The sequence below is a fragment of the Buttiauxella noackiae genome, assembly GCF_000737905.1.
GTDB lineage: Bacteria > Pseudomonadota > Gammaproteobacteria > Enterobacterales > Enterobacteriaceae > Buttiauxella > Buttiauxella noackiae.
This window is the reverse complement of the sequence record NZ_JPRU01000002.1, coordinates 810,970-832,081: the sequence shown is the minus strand read 5'-3', so window position 1 is coordinate 832,081 and position 21,112 is coordinate 810,970. Positions and strand designations below refer to the sequence as shown.

The following is a 21,112-nucleotide window of genomic DNA, read 5'->3' as shown; positions in this document are numbered from 1 at the left end:
TTCAAAGAGGGTGGATGACGCCGGCGCTTATCCACCCTACAACGATGAGAGCAAGGTGTTGTAGGACGGCTAAGCGTAGCGTCACCCGCCTGCAATTACTGAAGTGGACTTACGCGCAAACCGCATCCGCAAACGGTCAAAGAACAGATACACCACCGGTGTGGTGTACAACGTCAGCAACTGGCTGACGACCAGGCCGCCTACGATGGTGATCCCGAGCGGCTGGCGCAGTTCCGCACCGTCTCCGCTGGTAAGCACCAATGGCAATGCACCGAACAGTGCGGCAAGTGTGGTCATCATTATCGGGCGGAAACGCAACAGGCAGGCCTGGAAAATCGCCTCTTCGGGTTGCAGGTTGCCGTTGCGCTGCGCGTCAATGGCGAAGTCCACCATCATGATGGCGTTTTTCTTCACAATGCCAATCAATAGCATGATGCCAATGAGTGCAATTAAGCTAAACGGCGCGCCAAATAACTCCAGTGCCAGCAACGCGCCAACCCCCGCAGAAGGCAGAGTGGAAAGGATTGTCAGCGGGTGAACATAGCTTTCATACAAAATCCCTAACACGATATAAACCGTAGCGATGGCGGCAATAATCAGCAAAATCTGGGATTTCATAGTGTCCTGGAATACCTGTGCGGTTCCGGCGTACATCCCGCGCACGGTTGAAGGCACGCCGAGCGCGGTCATGGTGCGGTCAATAGCCTCACTCGCTTCCGATAACGACACGCCAGTCGGCAAGTTAAAGGAAACGGTTGAGGCCGCTGATAAACCCTGATGATTCACCGCAAGCGGGGCGTTCGCCGGTTGCCATTTGGCAAAATAAGACAGCGGAATCGCTTTGCCTTCTTTATTCATTACAAACATCTGATCCAAAGCGCTGATGTCTTGTGTGTAGCGCGGGTCGACTTGCATCACCACTTTGTACTGGTTTAGCGGCTGATAAATGGTCGAAATCTGTCGCTGTCCAAAGGCGTTATTTAACAGGTTATTGGCATCCTGAACGCTTATTCCCAGCCGTGACATGGTTTCACGGTCATAAATCAGATCCATTTCCGCGCCGTTATTCTGGCTGTCAGAGTTGACATCCGCGAGCTGTGGCAATTTGGCTAGCGCCTGGCGGATTTTCGGCTCCCAGGTGCGCAGGTCGGCCAAATTATCTGACAGCAGCGTGTACTGGTAACTGGCATTGGCCTGGCGTCCGCCGACACGAATATCCTGCACGGCCATTAAGAACAGGCTCGCACCGGGTTCTTTTGCCAGTGATTTACGGAGGCGGTCGATAACCTGTTGCGCCGTCTCTTTACGTTCTGAAAGCGGCTTCAATGAGATAAACATCATGCCGCTGTTTACCCGTGAACCACCGGTAAAACCCGTCACATTATCCACAGCCGGATCATTGCGGACGATTTTCATAAAGTCCTGTAACTTCCCACGCATCGCCTGGAATGAAATGCTTTGGTCGGCCTGAATGTTGCCCATCAAGCGCCCCGTATCTTGCTCCGGGAAGAATGTCTTCGGAATTGCGATATATAACCAGACATTCAGTGCGATGGTTGCCAACAGCACAACACACACCAATTTCGTATGGTTTAGCACCCATTTCAGCGAACGCCCATAGCCTTGTTGCATTGCGACCAGTACGCGACCAAATCCGCGATTGCGGGTCGGGGTATGCTGCGGTTTATTCTTTAACAGCCAGCCACACATCATCGGCGTAAGCGTAATCGACACCACCAGTGAGATACCGATGGCGACCGAAAGCGTGACGGCAAATTCTTTAAACAGCCGCCCCGGTAACCCGCCCATTAATAGCAACGGCAGGAACACGGCGACTAACGACAGGCTCATCGACAGCACGGTAAAACCGACTTCGCGTACGCCCTGAAGTGCGGCCTGCAATGGTTTCACGCCCGCTTCGAGATGGCGGGAAATATTCTCCAGCACAACTATTGCATCATCCACCACAAAACCGGTGGCGATGGTTAGCGCCATCAGCGACAGGTTATTGAGGCTAAAGCCGCATAGATACATAGCGATGAAGGTGCCGATGAGCGACACCGGAACTGCGACCGCGGGTATTAGTGTTGCGCGCCCGGAGCGCAGGAACAGGAACACCACCAGAATCACAAGTGCGACTGAGATAACCAATGATTGCTCGACTTCAGCAAGAGAGGCACGAATAGTTGGCGAGCGATCCTGGGCAATTTGCAAATCGATTGACGCCGGAATAGTTTCCCGCAACTCAGGGAGTTTTGCCCGGATCCTGTCAACCGTCTCGATGATGTTCGCTTCCTGGGATTTACGAATCATCAGCAAAATCGCGGGCTTTGCGTTGGTCATCCCGGCGTTACGCACGTCCTGTACTGAATCGGTGACGTTAGCGACATCACTCAGTTGTACCGCACCACCATTGTTGTAGTGAATGATTAACGGCTTATATTCCGCAGCGGTTTTCAGTTCATCGTTAGTCTGCAATTGCCAGCGTTTAGCGCTATCTTCCACAGCACCTTGCGGGCGGCGCACGTTGGCATTGTTGATAGCGGTGCGGACGGCATCGAGCGAAACGCCCTGGTTGAATAGTGCTTGTGGGTTGAGATCTACGCGCACAGCAGGCAATGAGCTGCCGCCGACATCCACATCACCCACACCATCAATCTGGGCGACGGTTTGTGCCAGTTGTGTGGAGGCGAAATCGTAGAGTTGGCCTTGGGAAAACGTATCGGAAGTCAGCGTCAGGATCATGATTGGTGCATCTGACGGATTTGCTTTGCGATAGGTCGGGCGGCTTGGCATTCCGCTTGGTAGCAGGCTTTGTGCGGCGTTTATCGCGGCTTGCACATCACGCGCAGCACCGTTGATATCGCGATCAAAGGTAAATTCCAGAATGATGCGCGTGCTGCCAAGTGAACTCGATGAGGTCATCTCATTCACGCCAGCAATGCGCCCCAGTGCCCGTTCAAGTGGCGTTGCGACCGATGATGCCATGGTTTCAGGTGAGGCACCTGGCAGTGACGCGCTGACCATAATGACCGGAAAATCCACCTGTGGCAGCGGGGCCACAGGCAGCAGGCGGAAGCCTAACACGCCACACAATGTGATGGCGGCGGTCAGCAGAATGGTGGCGACAGGCCGGTAGATGAACAGTGCGAAGAATTTCACAGCACTTCCTCATCACGACGGCCAAAGCGGCGGCGCACCGCATGCGACAGATTATCAAACAGCAGATAGATAACTGGTGTGGTGAACAGCGTTAATACCTGGCTCACCAGCAGACCACCGACCATGCCAATCCCTAGCGGGCGGCGCAGTTCTGCACCCACACCAGTTGAGAGCATCAACGGCAGCGCACCGAGCAGGGCGGCAAGGGTCGTCATCAGAATTGGACGGAAACGCAGTAAACAGGCCTGGTAAATCGCATCGTACGGTTTCATGCCTTGCTCACGCTCCGCCGCAAGGGCGAAGTCGATCATCATGATGGCGTTTTTCTTCACGATGCCGATAAGCAAAATGATGCCGATGATGGCAATCACATCCAGCTCGGCTCCCGCCAGCATCAGCGCGAGCAATGCGCCTACGCCCGCAGTCGGCAGTGTCGAGAGGATAGTTATTGGATGAATAAAGCTTTCATATAACACGCCAAGCACGATATACATCGCCACCACTGAGGCCACGATTAGCCAGATGGTGCTGCCTAACGCTGCCTGGAAGGCGAGGGTGCTGCCCTGGAACTGAGTGGTGATATCAGCAGGCATGGCGAGATCTTTTTCCGCCGAGGTAATCGCTTTAACCGCATCTTCCAGCGAATGGTCGTGGGTGACGTTAAACGAGAAGGTACTCGACGGGAACTGGTCGAGGTGGTTTATCGTCAACGGGGCAAAACGCTGCTCGATTTTGGCAATGCTACTTAACGGCACGCTACCGCCATCGGTGCTGGCAAGGCGAATATTATCCAGCCCACTCAGGCCTGGTGTGGTACTGGTGTCGTGTTCAAGCACCACGCGATATTGATTGGCCTGAGTATAAATAGTGGAAATCAGGCGCTGACCAAATGCGTTATAGAGCGCGTTATCGACATCTGACATGGAAATACCAAGACGGCTGGCGCTGGCCCGGTCAACATTGACATAGGCCACAAGCCCCTGATCCTGCCAGTCGCTGCTGACATCAGCCAGTTGTGGCAATGCCCGCAGTTTTTCGGTTAATTGCGGCACCCAGGTGCTGAGCTCGTCAAGTGAGGTTGCCTGCAAGGTGAATTGATACTGCGTACGGCTAACCGTGGTATCGATGGTCAAATCTTGCACCGGTTGCAGGTAAAGCTCGACCCCCGGCACTTTTGCCACGTTAGCTTGCAGGCGCTCAATCACCACCGGAATGCGGTCGTCACGGTCGCTCAATGGTTTGAGGTTAATTTGCAAACGCGCGCTGTTCAGCGATGGGTTGGTACCATCCACGCCAATAAATGAAGTCAGGCTTTCGACCGCAGGATCTTTCATTATCACGTCTGCAACCTGCTGCTGGCGCTGCGCCATGCTGGCGAAGGAGACAGATTGCGGTGCCTGTAAGGTGCCCTGAATAATGCCGTTATCCTGAATCGGGAAGAAGCCTTTCGGGATGAAAATCCACAGTACAACGGTGAGCGCCAGGGTGCCAAAAGCCACACCCAACGTTAACCAAGGGTGGTTTAAAACTCGGGTTAACATGCGCCCGTATCCGGCAATGACGCGATCGAAAAAGCGCTCACTGGCACGAGAGAAACGGTTCTGTTTGCGCAGTGATTCATGGCTTAACATTCGTGCGCACATCATTGGTGTAAGCGTCAGCGACACCACCGCAGAGATCAGAATCGCAATAGCCAGCGTGACGGCAAATTCCCGGAACAAACGGCCTACAATATCGCCCATAAACAGCAGTGGGATCAGTACTGCGATAAGCGAAAATGTCAGGGAAATAATGGTGAACCCAATTTCACCGGCACCCTTCAGCGATGCGGCGAGCGGTTTTTCACCTTTTTCGATATAACGCGAGATGTTTTCGATAACCACAATCGCATCATCAACCACAAAACCGGTAGCGATGGTTAACGCCATTAGTGTCAGGTTGTTGATTGAGAAGTCGAGAAACACCATTACCGCAAAAGTCCCGATCAACGACAGTGGCACTGCAACTGCCGGGATAATTGTCGCCGGAACATTGCGCAGAAACAGGTAGATAATCATGACGACCAGCGCGATGGCGAGCATCAGCTCATGCTGAGTGTCGGTAACGGAGGCGCGGATGTTGGTAGTGCGGTCGCTGAGCAGTTTGACTTCAACCGATTTCGGCAGGCTTTTGGTTAGCGCGGGCAACATCGCACGAATGCTGTCGGCGGTGTCGATAATATTCGCCCCCGGCTGGCGCTGCACGTTCATTACTATCGCCGGTTGCTTGTTCGCCCACGCGCCAAGCCAGGTGTTTTCTGCCCCTTGCTCAACGGTTGCCACATCACCAAGACGAATTGGCGCACCGTTCTGATAAGCAATTATCAGGTTGCGATACTCTTCGGCCGACTGCATTTGGTCGTTTGCAGACAATGTGACGGCTCGTTCCGGGCCATCAAGGCTGCCTTTTGCTGAGTTAACGTTGGCGCTGGTAATTGCTGTGCGCACGGTTTCGCTGGTTAAACCCAGTGCGGCAATCGCCGGGGCGTTAAGTTTCACGCGCACGGCAGGGCGCTGGCCGCCGGAAAGCGTCACCAGGCCGACACCTGAAACCTGGGAAATTTTCTGTGCGACTCGTGTTTCCACCATGTCTTCGACTTGCGTCATCGGCATGGCCGTTGAGGTGACAGCGAGAGTCATAATTGGCGGATCTGCCGGGTTTACTTTGCTGTAGACCGGTGGGTTCGGCAGGTCGGTTGGCAGCAGGTTAGTAGCGGCGTTAATCGCGGCCTGTACTTCCTGCTCGGCAACATCAAGCGGTAATGTGAGTTGGAATTGCAACGTTACAACTGATGCGCCACCCGCACTTTGTGAAGACATCTGTTTGAGGCCCGACATCTGGCCAAACTGACGCTCAAGAGGCGCGGTAATTGCTGATGTCACGACATCCGGGCTGGCTCCAGGATAGAGCGTTACCACCTGAATTGTTGGGTAATCCACTTCCGGTAATGCAGAGACAGGTAAGAAGCGATAGCCAATAATCCCGGCCAGCAAAATGGCCACCATCAAAAGTGTGGTGGCAACTGGCCGCAGGATAAACAGGCGCGACGGGCCACCTGTGGAGCTTGGTGGTAACACCTGCATCAGGAGGTCGCTCCGTTACGTTTGTGTTTTGGCGCGGCTTCGCTGTTGCTCTGCGGAGAATTTGCTTTCGCTGATTGTGCCTCGACCACTTCTACTTTCGCCCCTTCTGTCAGACGATCAATTCCATCTGTTACCACTCGCTCTCCTGCAGAAAGGCCCGCAGTGATAACGACTTTCTGACTATCCTGAATGCCGGTTGTCACCAGATGTTTACTGACTTTATCTTCGCTATTAAGCACCCAGACAAAGCTGCCTTCATTGCCCATTTGTACCGCAGCAGTGGGAACAACCACGGCATTTTGCTGGGTATCCACCAGCATACGTGCATTCACGAACTGGTTTGGAAACAGTGCATCGTCTTCATTATTAAAGCGGGCTTTGAGTTTGATGGTGCCAGTGGTGACATCAATCTGGTTATCCAGACTCAACAGTGAACCGCTGCTGAGTTTTTGCTTATTAGTACGATCCCAGGCTTCGACACTCAGCGTTGCTCCTGCCTTTTGCGCTTTAACCACGGTGGCAATGTCACCTTCAGGCAGGGTAAAGATCAGGTCGATAGGATGTGTTTGGGTCAACACGACAATTCCGGCGGTATCGCTGCTGGAAATCTGATTGCCGACATCAACCTGTTTTAACCCAACACGGCCATCAATCGGGGCCGTGATACGGCTCCAGTCGAGCTGCAACTGAGCGCTGGCAACGGCGGCTTCGTCAGTTTTAATCGTGCCGACAGATTCATTGACTAACGCTTGTTGCGCATCTAATTCCTGACGTGACACGAGATTGGTTTTGACCAGTTGCTGATAACGGGCCAGGTCACGACGCGCATTGGCAAGCGTTGCCTGATCTTTTGCCAACTGCCCCTGCGCCTGGGCAAGGGTGATTTTGAACTGGCTTGGGTCGATTTCTGCCAGTAAATCACCTGCTTTTACCTGCTGCCCTTCCTGGAAGTGAATCGCCAGTAATTGCCCATCCACACGGCTGCGCACCGTAACGGTATTCGCGGCAGTAATGGTGCCAAGACCTGTGAGATAACGCGGTACAGCTTCAATGGTCGCCGTTGCGGCCTGAACCGGCGCTAATGCACCGCCGCGCATCCCCTGGCGATTGCCTGGATGGCGCTGCTGAGTTGATTGCGAACCTGCGGTGTCGTTACCTGTACTCGAATGGCGCCAGTAAAAAACGGTGGCGATAACGACAATGACTGCTGCTGCAATCCATATCCAACGTGCGGTGAATGTGCCTTTCATAGATATACGTCTTCTCTTCCTGAAACGATTATCCCCGTCATACTCAGGGGTTAGGCCTAATGATACTAGTGTAGTGAGTGAAGGCGGCGGAAAAATGGAGGAAATATGAAGTACTGTATGGATAAGTCTTAGATGGCGGTTTTTTACGAGATGCTTCGTACGATGGTGGTCAGATAGTCGCCTGCCTATAAATACAATTGGCAGATGTGCGGTGAGGACAATGAAATAAACCTGGAACGTTATATATTTAAAAAGCCGCAGTTTTCCCTGCGGCTTTTTAGATTAATCGCGGAACACCACATCAGCCCAACGAGCAAGCCCCGCAGTGACGGAACCGAAATCATCGCCTCCGGCCAGTGGGATGCCCGGCAATTGCTGAGCTAATGCATGTTTCAGCAACGGTGAGCGAGCACTACCACCAGTGAGATAAATCACATCCGGTTTCACGGCACTGTTTTCCAGCGCAAGCGTGACTTGCTCGAGAATACGTTGCAGCGGCTGACTGATTGCGCTTTCCAGATCCGGTTGAGTAATTTCGCAGCCCAGTTCTTTACTGATAAACGGCAGCATGGTGGCGACTTGCTTACTATCAGACAGCGCGATTTTACTCTCTTCCGCAGCACGTACCAGGCGATAGCTAAGACGCTGGCGCCAGACCTTTTGCAGGAAGGCCACTTTTTCAGGTTCCCGCGAATCACGCACCAGTTCGTTAAGCATGCGGCCATTGGCGCTGCTGTAAAAATCATTTTGCGCTGGGACGTCGTTTATCGCGACCGCGTTCCACCACGGCAATACCGGCAAGGCGATACCTTTTTCGGTTTGCCCGCCCATACCGAGTAATGGGGAAAGCTGTTTAAACGCCAGCATAATATCCAGATCGTTACCGCCAACGCGGCAACCGCTGTGACCTAATAGGCTCTGTTCGCGATCACGACGAGCACGCCATTGTGGCCCCATCAGCAATACTGAGCAGTCAGTCGTACCACCGCCGATATCGACGACTAAAACCTGTTTTTCTTCGTTTAATGTGGCTTCAAAATCAAGTCCTGCCGCAACGGGCTCAAACTGAAACACCACATCTTTAAAGCCTGCCCGATGAGCTGCGCGGTCAAGGATCCCTTGAGCCTGCTGGTTTGCTTCATCACCACCTAAACCCTGGAAGTTAATCGGGCGGCCGATCACGGCCTGGGTAATTGGCTCGGCAACCTGGCTTTGTGCCTGATTACGAATATGTAGCATCATGGCGCAGACTAAATCTTCGAACAGAGCGACTTGCTGAGGTTTCAGGCCCGTAGCACCGAGGAAGGATTTTGGTGATTTAACGAAGTAAACTTCTTCCGGGTCTTCCATATACTGGCGCAGGGAACTCAAGCCAAATTGCACACTGTTGGGCAAGACATCGATATCTTCATCACGATTAAAGGATACCGCGCGGCGCAGCAATGCCTGGGTTTCAGCACCCGTTGCAGGAACCTCGTGATGGCGATAAAGCCACTCACTCACTGATTCACGCGTCGGAGCGCATAACATTGACGGAAGCAGTTTTGAGCCGTTCTCCATCTCCAGCGCCTGTGGAACGCCGTCACGCATCACTGCTACGGAGCAGTTTGCAGTACCATAATCGAAGCCTATAAATTGCATATAATCCCCATGCCGGTGAAGAAGGGGGGCGACTTTAGCGGAATGTGAAGCATCGGGCAACTGAATATCAAAGCAAGGCATTATTAGCGGCGTACACCTATGCTATTGCGATAGTTAATGACAGGAAGAGACAATGTATCAACTGGAGTACAACTCACCTTACGACTGGAAGTGGATGTTTGGTTTCCTGGCAGGAAGAGCGGTCGCGAGCATTGAAGTTGTAAGCGAAGCACGTTATTGCCGTAGTTTTGCTCTGGGGCAGCATCAGGGGTTATTAACACTCGAACCTGACGAAGCGGCCTGCAAACTCAACGTGACGTTGAGTGCGGGTTTGCAGCCCGTCGCTAACGAGGTTTTGCAGCGAATAAAGCAACTGCTGGATCTTGATTGCCAACCACAGATGATTCTTGAAAGTCTTGGGGATTTAGCAACTACACGTCCAGGCCTTCGTTTGCCAGGCTGCATGGACACCTTCGAGCAGTCTGTTCGCGCGATTTTAGGGCAACTGGTGAGTGTGGCAATGGCGGCAAAACTGACCAGTAAACTGGCGCAGACTTTTGGTGAACCGCTGGTGGATTTTCCTGAGTGGCGAGTTTTCCCCACCCCAGAACGACTGGCATCTTTGAGCCCTGAACAGCTAAAGCCACTTGGTATGCCCTTAAAACGTGGCGCTGCGATCATTCATCTGGCGCAACTAATGGTAAAAGGCGAGTTTCCGCTCCATGCCCCTGCAGATATTGAGCAAGGTGTGAAAACGCTCATCACATATCCAGGGATTGGTCGCTGGACAGCAAACTACATTGCTTTGCGTGGCTGGCAGGCAAATGATGTTTTCTTACCAGACGATTATCTGATTAAGCAACGATTCCCTGGTATGACGCCAACTAAAATTCGCCGTTACGCCGAACGCTGGAAACCCTGGCGCTCCTATGCGTTATTGCATATTTGGTACAGTGATGGCTGGGTGCCTGGTAATTAATAGCGAATCAGTTAATCGCGAAATAACTGGTGTTCAGCAGTATTTCCAGCGGCGTTGGTTGGGTCACTGTTTCACCGAAAATAAGGTCGATGCCAATTCCTGACAGCGTATCCATCACCATTGGCATATCTGCAGGCCCTGCTATCGTTTGCAACGACTGACGCTGTGCGTGGCCATGAATAATGGTTACCATCATTTCATCCATCAGGTTGTTGTGAACATGACTAATCAGGTCTTCATCCACAATGATGTAGCTGAAGCATTGGCGTGAAACGTGTTTAAAGATATCCAGGTCTCGGCCGACGTGGCTTAGGATCAACTGGCATCCACTATCGCGCAGCCTTTTCAGGTTACTGTCTATCTTCTCATCATCACTTTGCAACACTTCGCAATTGACCATCAGGTGCAACAGTCGAGCAGGTAGTGGGCTGCGGGATAAGCCTCTTAATAGCTCGTCGACAACTTTATCATTCGCGAGACTCGAGGAAGAAACAGGAAGCGCTATACCAAAGCCTTTGCTGGCTACTTGTTGAGAAAACTTGCTGAAGAATTCGTTAAAAACCCTCAGATCGAGAGCGCATTGTAGCTCTTTGTCGGTAACGGCTGCGCGGAACGGGGATTCATCAATCACGACATCATCACTTCCCCAGAAGCGTAATGACACAACATAGAAACTGGTTGATTCGGGAACGCGTGGTGGGGCAACACCCCTGGCTACCATCAGGATTGGGTTCTCGTTAATGATGCGCTTTTGTTCATCCATGGTCATATGTTGGTCTTCTTTGCGAATCTCATGCTGAGAAGGCTCAAAGACGGTCACACGACCCCGGCCACCATTTTTCGAGGCATAACAGGCGATATCGGCCTGAGAAAGCACTTCAGAGGCTAATCTGTTATCGGCATCAATTTGGGTTATCCCCGCACTGGCGCCAATGCGGTGCAAACGCCCATTCCACGTAAATTGATAGTCGTTAATACTTTGGATTATACGTTCAGAAATATGGCGCGCATTGTCAGAAGAGCAATCCGGGAGTAGCAAACCAAACTCATCGCCGCCCAGACGAGCCAGGAAATCACCAGTACGTAACATACTTAGCATCAAAGAAGAGAGCTCGCGCAGCAGCGCATCGCCTGCCGCGTGTCCTGCGGTATCGTTCACTGCTTTGAAGCGATCGAGGTCGATAAACACGAGCGCATGGCGCTGGCGGTTTTCTCCGGCACTTTGCAATAACCGTTTGAGATGGTTTTCGAAACTGACGCGGTTTGCCAGGTGGGTCAGGCCATCATGTGAGGCGCTGTAACTCAGCTGTTTAAGCATTTTACGCGATTCGGTGACATCCTGAATGACCAGAACCGAACCGATGCTTTGCCCGTCCAGCGTTGTTAGCGGAGTGATGCTGTAATGGATATCGTAGCTGCCGCCATTGCGGCAATGGAGAACGACATCGTGCTCAATGGTCGTTCGCGCATAATCGCCGCTATGAATATTCTCCATCACCGGGCCGGTATCGCCAAAAGTGATGTGCAGAATGGTCAGAATATGTTGACCGATTGCCTGTTGCTGTGGCCAACCGCTGAGCTTCTCGGCAATAGGGTTCATAAAGGTGATATTCATATCTACATCGGTACAAATGACCGCTTCACCTATCGAGTCCAGCGTGATGTGCAGACGCTCTTTTTCCTGATACAGCGCTTCGTTCAGTTGTTTAACTTCCGTCATATCTATGTTGATGCCAAGCAGGCGCTCAACATCGCCGTTTTTATTCAACACCCGGTTTGCGAGTGAGCGAATATGGCGGATGCCTTCTTTGACATGAATACGATATTCCATCTTGAACGGCACTCGAGCCTGCAAAGCATCGCGAACTGTTTTCTCAGCCAGTGGCGCATCATCGGCGACGATGCATTCAAGCCACAGAGCATAAGTGGGTTTCACATGCGCCGGAACTTCATAGAGATCAAACATACGTTTGTCCCAACTGATGATGTCGCTGACAAGATCCCATTCCCAGATGCCAATGCCACCTGCTTCATTGGCAAGAGTAATGCGCTCCATCAAGCGTTTATTCACCCACTCGGTATGCTTGAGATCATTAATATCTTCAATTTGCGCGATTAAATAGAGCGGTGTGCCGTCGATATCCCGCACGATAGAGACCGCCAGCAATGCCCATACGACATCGCCTTTACTGGTGTAGTAACGTTTTTCCATCGAGTAACTGTTGATACTTCCGCTCACCAGCATATTGAGTTGCTGTAAATCAGCGTGTAAATCTTCCGGATGCGTTATCTGCTGGAATGTCAGTGAACGCAGTTGTTCGGCGCTATACCCGAGGAATTTGCAAAGCGATTTATTGACCTGCAACCATTGCCCATCGGTTGATACCAACGCCATACCAATGGCTGAATACTCCATCGCGTTACGGAAACGCGCTTCGCTTTCGGTGATGTGTTTACGCTCCTCGCGAAACGAATACATCACCATTGTCATCACATTTGCTGGTAATAAAATCATCAAGAACGGTAGCCAGGGGGCATTATTCATGATGTCCGTGTGCGGTTGCATGTCGATCGTGCTATTGGTTGCCATCATTAAAGAGACAACCATTAATGTGGCCAGGAAAATAACAAAAGCTTCCAGACGCGGCAGGCGAATAGCACTCCACATCAGAAAGACAATAATAAAGGTAAATGGCCACGGCATATAACGCAGAGCAAGATAGCTAAGTGTCAGGGTGATAACAAAAGTGAATATTGTTTCTAATAATAGTTTCGGATTTTTATGGCGTAATAAATAGCTTGGTTTAAACAACAATGCTGTTGGAACTAACGCCAACGTACCGATAGTTTCGGATAAGACCCAAACGAAGAAAGTTTTAGCAATGTTTCCGCCATCGGGACCCGCAAGCCAAACGGCTAGCACACCGCCAATAAGAGGGGGAACTATTGCACTGCATATCACCAGGCGAACCCAATTATTGAGGTTTTGCAATGGGTTAATTTGTGGGAGGAAACGCCGCATTAACGATGCACCAAGCAATGCCTCGATAATATTTATAAGGGTATAGCCGAGATTAATCTCATGTATGGGCTGCAAAATAGCAGAAGCGCACAAACTTCCGAGAGCACATACCACAATGATCATTGGCCATTGACGGACTGGATTACGGAATAAAGCCACCATCATGATGGATGTTGGGAACCAAAGCGGTGCTAAGACAGTACCGACCAAAGATAATTCCAGGGAGTACAAGGTGAATATAAAGCTTAAAAACCCCAACCCCGCAGGCAAAATGAAGGAAGGCATTGCGATTAACTCTTTTGTGCTTTGTTTGATCATTACCGCAAATCCGTTAAGGCGTGCCGCCAGGTGCCATGCCCGGATGCAAATAAAAAGATAAGTTTCGGTTTTATGCTAGTACAAACAATTTACAATTCCTATGCAGGTCGGTCATAATTTAACATCAAGAAGTCATAAAAAGTGTTATTTGACATACTTATTTTTACCATCCGGTAATAACCATTCTTTTTAGATGGCTATCCGTTGACTCCCATATCCCTGTTACCTGTCAGTTAAAATCACCCATGCGTGTGCATTACTCTGGTATCAGCGGGCGGTTCTCCCTATAATTGCCGCGTTTGACGTCTTTTGCGTCGCCCTTCCTCAACATTTAAGTCAACAAGGCTCGTTACAACATGACTGACAAGTCCCATCAATGCGTCATCATCGGGATAGCCGGTGCGTCGGCTTCAGGAAAAAGTCTTATTGCCAGCACACTGTATCGCGAACTGCGCGATCAAGTTGGTGATGAACACATTGGTGTTATTCCAGAAGACAGTTACTACAAAGACCAAAGCCATCTTTCGATGGAAGAACGAGTTAAGACCAACTACGACCATCCAAACGCGATGGATCACAACTTGCTATTTCAACACTTACAAATGCTCAAATCAGGCAATCCTATTGAGCTGCCTGTCTACAGCTATGTTGAACATACCCGTACCGGTAACACGGTTCACTTAATGCCGAAGAAAGTCATCATTCTGGAAGGGATTTTGTTGCTGACGGATGCTCGTTTGCGCGAAGAGATGAACTTCTCCATTTTTGTTGATACGCCGCTGGATATTTGCCTGATGCGCCGTATGAAACGCGATGTTAACGAACGTGGCCGTTCAATGGACTCTGTGATGGCCCAGTATCAGAAAACCGTTCGTCCAATGTTTTTACAATTCATCGAACCTTCCAAGCAGTATGCCGATATTATCGTGCCGCGCGGGGGTAAAAACCGTATCGCCATTGATATCCTCAAGGCAAAAATCAGCCAGTTCTTTGAATAATCTTCAGGCATAACAGCCTTTCGCGGACGAGTTCTACTTATTCGCTCGCAAAAACGTAATGTAATCCCGGTATTTACCCTTCGTAGCGTGGCTATCTTAGCCCCGCTGTGGCAGGGTAAACAAAACTGAGCTTGAGATAAGGAGCATCACTGATGCGTTTGTGTGACCGCGATATAGAAGCCTGGCTCGATGATGGGCGCTTAACGATTACCCCTCGTCCGCCAGTTGAACGCATTAGCGGTGCTACTGTCGATGTGCGTTTGGGGAACAAATTCCGCACCTTCAGTGGTCATACTGCACCGTTTATAGATTTGAGCGGTCCAAAAGATGAAGTGAGCGAGGCGTTAGAACGCGTCATGAGCGACGAAATCGTCCTCAATGAAGGCGAAGCATTCTATTTGCACCCAGGCGAACTGGCTTTAGCGGTAACGCTTGAGTCTGTAACGATACCCGCTGATTTAGTCGGCTGGTTAGACGGTCGTTCATCTTTGGCGCGTTTGGGTCTAATGGTCCATGTCACTGCACACCGTATCGATCCTGGCTGGCATGGCTGCATCGTTCTGGAGTTCTATAATTCCGGTAAGCTGCCATTAGCCTTGCGTCCTGGTATGATGATTGGTGCTTTGAGTTTTGAACCGCTTTCAGGCCCTGCCGCACGCCCTTACAACAGTCGCCAGGACGCAAAGTATCGCGATCAGCAAGGGGCTGTGGCGAGTCGTATTGATAAGGACTGAGTTGCCATCTGTATGGGGATTGTATGAGACGATTACTTACCACGCTGATGATTTTGCTGGTTGTACTGGTTGCCGGCCTTTCTGCGTTGGTGTTATTGGTTAACCCCAATGATTTTCGTGCATATATGGTGCGCCAGGTTGAGGCTCGCAGTGGTTATCAACTGGCCTTAGACGGGCCGCTGCGTTGGCACGTCTGGCCACAACTTAGTATTTTATCAGGGCGTATGTCATTAACCGCACCAGGTGCTAGTCAGCCCCTGGTGCGTGCCGACAATATGCGCCTGGATGTTGCCTTATTACCTCTGCTTTCTCACCAGCTTAAGGTTCACCAGGTGATGTTGAAAGGTGCAGTAATTCAACTCACTCCCCAGACAGAAGAGCGCCGTGCGAAAGATGCCCCTGTCGGGCCTTCGGCTCCTACGCCTCCATCAGATGAAGACAGTGGCTGGTCTTTTGACATAGCTAAACTCAAAGTTGCCGACAGTGTGCTGGTTTTCCAGCATGTTAATGACGAACAAATTACGGTGCGCAATATCAATCTGCAAATGGAGCAGAATGAGCGAAAACAAGCGCACATTGAACTGAGCAGCCGTATTAATCGCGACCAACGTGATCTGACCTTTTCATTGGTAGCCGATCTTGATGCCAGCAATTATCCACAGCAACTCAGTGCCAATATCTCCAAACTCGATTACGAAATTCAAGGTGCCGATCTTCCAGCTAAAGGGATTACGGGCAGCGGAACCTTTGCGGCTCGCTGGCTTGAGCCACAGCGCCGTCTTGAACTTAATCAACTGCAACTGACTGCCAATGACAGCGATTTGCAAGGCAACGCCAGTGCTGTGCTGGAAGACAAAACTCAATGGGTCATCGATTTACGTTCAGGTAAATTGAATCTCGATGGATTGGTTGCTGGCAATTCAGTGACCAATATCAATGTGCAGCAGCAGGCGCAGCAACAAAGTGCCCTACCGCGTCCGATCATTGCTTCAGGTGGCGAAGAGACCAACTACCAGAGTCTGCGCGATTTTACTGCCCAGGTTAATATTGCCGCGTCCAGTGTGGTGTGGCGAGGGCTGGATTTCACTGATGTTCAAGGGGCTATAACCAACAATTACGGCTTACTGACGGTTTCTGAACTGATGGGGAAATTTGGCAAAGGTAGTATGTCATTCCCTGGCGAACTTGATGCGCGCAAGAGTCAGCCGCAACTTTCATTCAGCCCAAAAGTTGAAAACATAGAAATTGAGCCGATTCTGACTGCGTTTAACTACCCAATTGCGTTGTCTGGGTTGCTTTCAATGGAAGGGGAGTTTACCGGTGACATACTCAGCGCCGAAGCGTTTCGCCGTAGCTGGCAAGGGGATGCGAACATCACGATGCTACATACCACAATGCAGGGTATGAACTTCCAACAGTTGATTCAGCAAGCGGTTACCCGTAGCAATGATGATGTCCAGGCCCAGGAAAATTATGACAATGTCACCATGTTGGATAATTTCTCAGCGCAAGCAAATCTCAACAACGGTGAGTTATCGCTCAAGAAAATGGTGGGTGAATCTTCCATGTTGGCGCTGACAGGTTCGGGGACTCTTGATCTTGTTAAGCAGCAGTGCGATACCCGCTTTGATGTCACGGTCGTTGACGGCTGGAAAGGGGATAGTAAGTTGGTTGAGGTGCTGAAAACCACCCCGATTCCACTACGAGTTTATGGGCCATGGCAGAAGTTGAATTACTCTTTGCAAGTGGACCAGGTACTGCGTAAACAGTTGCAGAGTGAAGCGAAACGTCGCCTGAATGATTGGCTAGACAAGCATAAAGACAGCAGCAAAGCGAAAGACGTTAAAGATCTTCTGGATAAGCTTTAGTCACTTCAAACGTCGGATGTCGCAGCGACATCCGACTTTAATTTAAATCACACCTCAAAATCCATCTCATCGTCGCGGGTCTTCGGGACAATTTGCACCTTCTGTACGCGATGGCTTTCTACTTGCAGTGTCCGCAACAGAAAATCCCCCACCTGAACAGCTTCTCCTGTTACCGGAATATGTTGCAACGCCTCCATCAGTAGCCCTGCAATCGTATGGTAGTTGCGTTTATCATCCAGCGGTAATGGCACATACTGGACCAAATCTTCCAGCGGCATATGGCCGTTTGCCGTCCATGTCCCATCAGGGTTTTTCTGAATATCATGGCGCGCATCTATCTCTTCAGCTTCATTCGGCAAATTACCAGCAATGGTTTCCATCACGTCACTCAACGTCACTACACCTTCTACCGAACCAAACTCATCAACCACAAAGGCAAAGTGTGTTCTGGCGTTGCGGAACTGCTCGAGTGCCGCCAATAAAGGCAGTGTTTCCGGGAAGATAAGCGGTTGTCGTATCAAAACCTCAAGATTAAGCGGTTCACCTTTTAATGATTGCTGAAGTAAATCAATGATGTGCACAACACCCAGAATTTCGTCACTATCGCCAGTTATTACCACGCGGGTATGCTGGTTCTTATCAAGCAAGGCACGTATTTGTTCTTCCGGGTCAGCGAGTTTGATGTGTTCGACATCATGACGTGAGGTCATAATGCTGCTCACCGTGCGTTGGTTGAGATTTAGCACGCGTTCAATCATCAGACGTTCTTGCGGCTCAAATATTTCATCTTGTCGGGTGTGGTCAGCAATCAGCGATGCGGTTTGAGCATCCAGTTCAGCCTCTTCCTTCTTACCATTCAATAAACGCAGCACGGCTTCTGCTGTGCGTTGGCGTAACGATTGATCGGCGGATAAGAAGCGACGACGGTTGAATATTGCCAGCTGGTTTAAACTTTCAATCATTACCGAGAACCCGATAGCGGCATATAAATAGCCTTTCGGAATATGGTAACCAAAACCGTCTGCGACCAGACTAAAGCCTATCATCAGCAGGAAACTCAGGCAGAGAATCACAATGGTAGGGTGGTTGTTCACAAAGCGCGTTAAGGCTTTGCTGGCGAGTAGCATCAGGCAAATTGCGATAATCACCGCTGCCATCATCACTGGCAGATGGTCGACCATACCCACCGCAGTAATCACCGAGTCGAGAGAAAACACCGCATCCAGAATGACGATTTGTGCGACCACCGGCCAGAATTTTGCACCCCGCCGCTGCGTGTGAGTTTCACTATCTTTACCCTCCAGCCGCTCATTGAGCTCAACGGTCGCCTTAAATAGCAGAAACAGCCCACCAAATAGCATGATCAGATCACGGGCGCTAAAACCAAGTTCACCCACTCTGAAAAGTGGCCGTGTTAACGTGACCAGCCATGAAATGGAGGCCAGCAATAGCAAGCGCATCAACATGGCAAGAATGAGCCCGGTCACGCGTGCTTTGTCGCGTTGGGATGGGGGGAGTTTTTCGGCAAGGATAGCGATAAACACCAGGTTATCGATACCGAGGACCAGTTCAATAACTACCAGCGTTATCAGACCTGCCCAGATAGATGGATCGGCAATCCATTCCATATTCTTTTATACCCTTAGTATTTCAAGCCAGCGGATTCGTTAGTTTGCTGCCTTCTCAGAACTTGAAATCTTTTGGGCATAGCACCTCTTGTTAGATGACAAATGTCACAATGAAATAATGGATAATCACTCGTGAAATTGCAATATCATGGCCAGGGATAAATCTCCTTCATCTTAAATACCAGGCATATCCCGCTTAATCCCACTTAATAACCATGGTAAATAGTTAATGGTTTTGTGAAATATCGGCCTGGTATTCTTTATTATATTTAATTTCACATGAGATATATCTGTATATCTCATTGTGACTTATCACTTATTAATATTCTGTCAATATAAAGAAATTCCTAATCGCATGTAAATGTGGCGTTAATATTATTCTTAAAAGTCCCTGTGTCGTTCTGTGGAACCTTGCCTGATATAGGGTTAGCTGCAACAATCGATATCGGTGTCTGATATTAGATGTATTTTTTATATTCGCTGAAGCTGTGATATTTAACCTGGTGCCATAGGGCTTATCTCCAGAACATTATTCTTTGGATTTACATCCTGGAATCGTGACTTCTTATAAATTGTCTTTTTTCAGTAGGTTGGTGACTGTAAGCCAGGGGCGGTAGCATGCCTGAAGGCCAGAGAATAAGCCTCGGTTATTCTGTCGCCATTGTGTCTAAATAAGTGCTTTTTAGGAATTATGCCATTTAGTTAGATCTACATTTGGGGCCAATTTTATATCTCACTGATAAGCCTAACGAGCCACTTATTTTATTCGATCAGGATAATTACTCTGCCATAGTGATAAATACTCAATGATTAAATACAAACTTAAATTGATGCCTTTATTGGTGTCGGTAACCCTGATGAGTGGTTGCACAGTGCTCCCCGGTAGCAATATGTCTACGATGGGGAAAGATGTTATCAAGCAACAGGATTCAGATTTTGATCTGGACCGGATGGTAAATGTGTATCCATTAACGCCGCGTCTGGTTGAACAATTACGCGTACGTCCAGCGGTCGCACAGCCAAATATGTCTCTCGATCAGGAGATCTCCGCCTACCAATATCGTGTCGGTCCAGGGGATGTTTTGAATGTCACGGTCTGGGATCACCCGGAGCTCACCACCCCAGCGGGCCAATACCGTAGTTCAAGCGATGCGGGTAACTGGGTACAGTCAGACGGCACGATGTTCTATCCCTATGTCGGCAAAGTAAAAGTCGCGGGTAAAACCTTGTCTGAAATCCGCAGTGATATTACCGGCCGCCTTGCGACGTACATCGCTGACCCGCAGGTGGACGTTAATATCGCTGGTTTCCGTTCCCAAAAAGCCTATGTCTCAGGCCAGGTGAATAAATCCGGCCAACAGGCAATTACCAACGTGCCGCTCACCATCCTTGATGCTATCAACGCCGCAGGCGGTCTGACGGATGCCGCTGACTGGCGCAATGTGGTCCTCACACACAATGGCCAGGAAAAGCGTATTTCCCTGCAAGCGCTGATGCAAAACGGCGACCTGAGCCAGAACCATTTGCTTTATCCCGGCGACATTTTATTCGTGCCGCGCAATGACGATCTGAAAGTGTTCGTAATGGGTGAAGTGAAGAAACAGACCACTCTGAAAATGGATTTCAGCGGCATGACGCTGACCGAAGCGTTGGGCCAGGCAGAAGGTCTGGATATGACGGCTTCCAATGCCAGCGGCATCTTTGTGATTCGCCCAATCAAAGAGAAGCAGGGCGGCAAAATCGCCAACATTTATCAGCTTGATATGTCGGATGCGACCTCGCTGGTGATGGGCACCGAGTTCCAGCTGCAACCTTACGATGTGGTGTATGTGACCACAGCACCTGTCACGCGTTGGAATCGTCTGATCAACCAACTGCTGCCGACTATCAGTGGTGTTCGTTATATGACGGATACTGCCAAAGATATCCATACCTGGTAACGCGCTATGTTCAACAAAATTTTGGTTGTCTGTGTGGGGAATATTTGCCGCTCCCCAACCGCTGAGCGGTTACTTAAAAGCTATCACCCGCAGCTTACCGTGACTTCTGCGGGGCTGGGGGCTTTGGTGGGGAAAGGGGCTGATGCAGGTGCTGTTCGCGTCGCCGAGCAGCATAACCTCTCCCTGGAGGGGCACTGCGCAAAACAGGTTTCCGGCAAAATGTGCCGCGAATACGACCTGATTCTTGCCATGGAAAAACGCCATATATCGGCACTTTGCGAAATGGCTCCAGAGATGCGCGGCAAAGTGATGCTGTTTGGTCACTGGGATGCGGAACGGGAAATTCCCGACCCGTATCGCAAAAGCCACGACGCTTTTGAAGCGGTTTACGGTCTTCTGGACCAGAACGCCCAAAAATGGGCTAACGCACTCAACGCTCATCAGGGATAA

The 21,112-nt window shown here is 50.3% G+C and carries 12 protein-coding genes; 6 read left to right on the top strand and 6 right to left on the bottom strand.

Annotated elements, in window-relative coordinates; genetic code table 11:
• Nucleotides 1-81: 81 nt before the first annotated feature.
• The 4 genes from mdtC to yegD all read right to left on the bottom strand — a co-directional run bounded on the left by mdtC (nt 82) and on the right by yegD (nt 9,175).
• Nucleotides 82-3,162: a multidrug efflux RND transporter permease subunit MdtC gene (gene mdtC, locus IX31_RS12300; protein ID WP_034458506.1), complete on the bottom strand. Its 3,081-nt coding sequence runs from the start codon at nt 3,160-3,162 to the stop codon at nt 82-84.
• Nucleotides 3,159-6,284, bottom strand: a complete 3,126-nt coding sequence (locus IX31_RS12295) for an MdtB/MuxB family multidrug efflux RND transporter permease subunit (protein ID WP_034458504.1) — start codon at nt 6,282-6,284, stop codon at nt 3,159-3,161. The genes mdtC and IX31_RS12295 overlap by 4 nt, the downstream gene beginning before the upstream one ends.
• Nucleotides 6,284-7,534 carry an MdtA/MuxA family multidrug efflux RND transporter periplasmic adaptor subunit gene (locus IX31_RS12290; protein ID WP_034458503.1) on the bottom strand — a complete coding sequence of 417 codons (1,251 nt, stop codon included), beginning with the start codon at nt 7,532-7,534 and terminating at the stop codon, nt 6,284-6,286. Before IX31_RS12290 ends, IX31_RS12295 begins: the two co-directional genes overlap by 1 nt.
• Before the next feature lie 282 nt (nt 7,535-7,816).
• Nucleotides 7,817-9,175 (bottom strand): molecular chaperone, encoded by a 1,359-nt coding sequence (gene yegD, locus IX31_RS12285; protein WP_034458501.1) that lies wholly within the window; start codon nt 9,173-9,175, stop codon nt 7,817-7,819.
• 133 nt (nt 9,176-9,308) lie between these two features.
• Here yegD and alkA point away from each other — a divergent pair, with 133 nt between their 5' ends.
• Nucleotides 9,309-10,154, top strand: a complete 846-nt coding sequence (gene alkA, locus IX31_RS12280; RefSeq protein ID WP_034458499.1) for a DNA-3-methyladenine glycosylase 2 — start codon at nt 9,309-9,311, stop codon at nt 10,152-10,154.
• Nucleotides 10,155-10,161: 7 nt separating this feature from the next.
• On the opposite strand, the gene IX31_RS12275 is transcribed toward alkA, so the two are convergent.
• Nucleotides 10,162-13,494 carry a diguanylate cyclase gene (locus tag IX31_RS12275; protein ID WP_034458497.1) on the bottom strand — a complete coding sequence of 1,111 codons (3,333 nt, stop codon included), beginning with the start codon at nt 13,492-13,494 and terminating at the stop codon, nt 10,162-10,164.
• Nucleotides 13,495-13,850: 356 nt separating this feature from the next.
• Between IX31_RS12275 and udk the strand changes: the two genes are divergently transcribed.
• The 3 genes from udk (at nt 13,851) to asmA (ending at nt 17,094) form a co-directional block, all read left to right on the top strand.
• Nucleotides 13,851-14,492 carry a uridine kinase gene (gene udk / locus IX31_RS12270; RefSeq protein ID WP_034458495.1) on the top strand — a complete coding sequence of 214 codons (642 nt, stop codon included), beginning with the start codon at nt 13,851-13,853 and terminating at the stop codon, nt 14,490-14,492.
• 152 nt (nt 14,493-14,644) lie between these two features.
• Nucleotides 14,645-15,226 carry a dCTP deaminase gene (dcd, locus tag IX31_RS12265; protein ID WP_034458493.1) on the top strand — a complete coding sequence of 194 codons (582 nt, stop codon included), beginning with the start codon at nt 14,645-14,647 and terminating at the stop codon, nt 15,224-15,226.
• Nucleotides 15,227-15,249: 23 nt separating this feature from the next.
• A complete protein-coding gene (gene asmA / locus IX31_RS12260; protein ID WP_034458491.1) occupies nt 15,250-17,094 on the top strand; it encodes an outer membrane assembly protein AsmA in 1,845 nt (614 codons plus the stop codon).
• 47 nt (nt 17,095-17,141) lie between these two features.
• On the opposite strand, the gene IX31_RS12255 is transcribed toward asmA, so the two are convergent.
• The gene (locus IX31_RS12255) at nt 17,142-18,722 is read right to left on the bottom strand and encodes a TerC family protein (protein WP_034458489.1); all 1,581 of its coding nucleotides are present in this window, start codon (nt 18,720-18,722) and stop codon (nt 17,142-17,144) included.
• An 806-nt stretch (nt 18,723-19,528) separates the two neighbouring features.
• Between IX31_RS12255 and IX31_RS12250 the strand changes: the two genes are divergently transcribed.
• Both IX31_RS12250 and wzb read left to right on the top strand, forming a co-directional pair.
• Nucleotides 19,529-20,662 carry a polysaccharide export protein gene (locus IX31_RS12250; RefSeq protein WP_034458487.1) on the top strand — a complete coding sequence of 378 codons (1,134 nt, stop codon included), beginning with the start codon at nt 19,529-19,531 and terminating at the stop codon, nt 20,660-20,662.
• A 6-nt stretch (nt 20,663-20,668) separates the two neighbouring features.
• Complete coding sequence (wzb, locus tag IX31_RS12245) at nt 20,669-21,112, top strand: low molecular weight protein-tyrosine-phosphatase Wzb (RefSeq protein ID WP_034458485.1); 444 nt, start codon at nt 20,669-20,671, stop codon at nt 21,110-21,112.

What these genes read in the sequence shown, in the direction of transcription:
- IX31_RS12295 (WP_034458504.1), bottom strand. Translation starts at nt 6,284, where the DNA reads ATGCAGGTGTTACCACCAAGCTCCACAGGTGGCCCGTCGCGCCTGTTT.
- IX31_RS12290 (WP_034458503.1), bottom strand. Translation starts at nt 7,534, where the DNA reads ATGAAAGGCACATTCACCGCACGTTGGATATGGATTGCAGCAGCAGTC.
- yegD (WP_034458501.1), bottom strand. Translation starts at nt 9,175, where the DNA reads ATGCAATTTATAGGCTTCGATTATGGTACTGCAAACTGCTCCGTAGCA.
- alkA (WP_034458499.1), top strand. Translation starts at nt 9,309, where the DNA reads ATGTATCAACTGGAGTACAACTCACCTTACGACTGGAAGTGGATGTTT.
- IX31_RS12275 (WP_034458497.1), bottom strand. Translation starts at nt 13,494, where the DNA reads ATGATCAAACAAAGCACAAAAGAGTTAATCGCAATGCCTTCCTTCATT.
- udk (WP_034458495.1), top strand. Translation starts at nt 13,851, where the DNA reads ATGACTGACAAGTCCCATCAATGCGTCATCATCGGGATAGCCGGTGCG.
- dcd (WP_034458493.1), top strand. Translation starts at nt 14,645, where the DNA reads ATGCGTTTGTGTGACCGCGATATAGAAGCCTGGCTCGATGATGGGCGC.
- asmA (WP_034458491.1), top strand. Translation starts at nt 15,250, where the DNA reads ATGAGACGATTACTTACCACGCTGATGATTTTGCTGGTTGTACTGGTT.
- IX31_RS12255 (WP_034458489.1), bottom strand. Translation starts at nt 18,722, where the DNA reads ATGGAATGGATTGCCGATCCATCTATCTGGGCAGGTCTGATAACGCTG.
- IX31_RS12250 (WP_034458487.1), top strand. Translation starts at nt 19,529, where the DNA reads ATGATTAAATACAAACTTAAATTGATGCCTTTATTGGTGTCGGTAACC.
- wzb (WP_034458485.1), top strand. Translation starts at nt 20,669, where the DNA reads ATGTTCAACAAAATTTTGGTTGTCTGTGTGGGGAATATTTGCCGCTCC.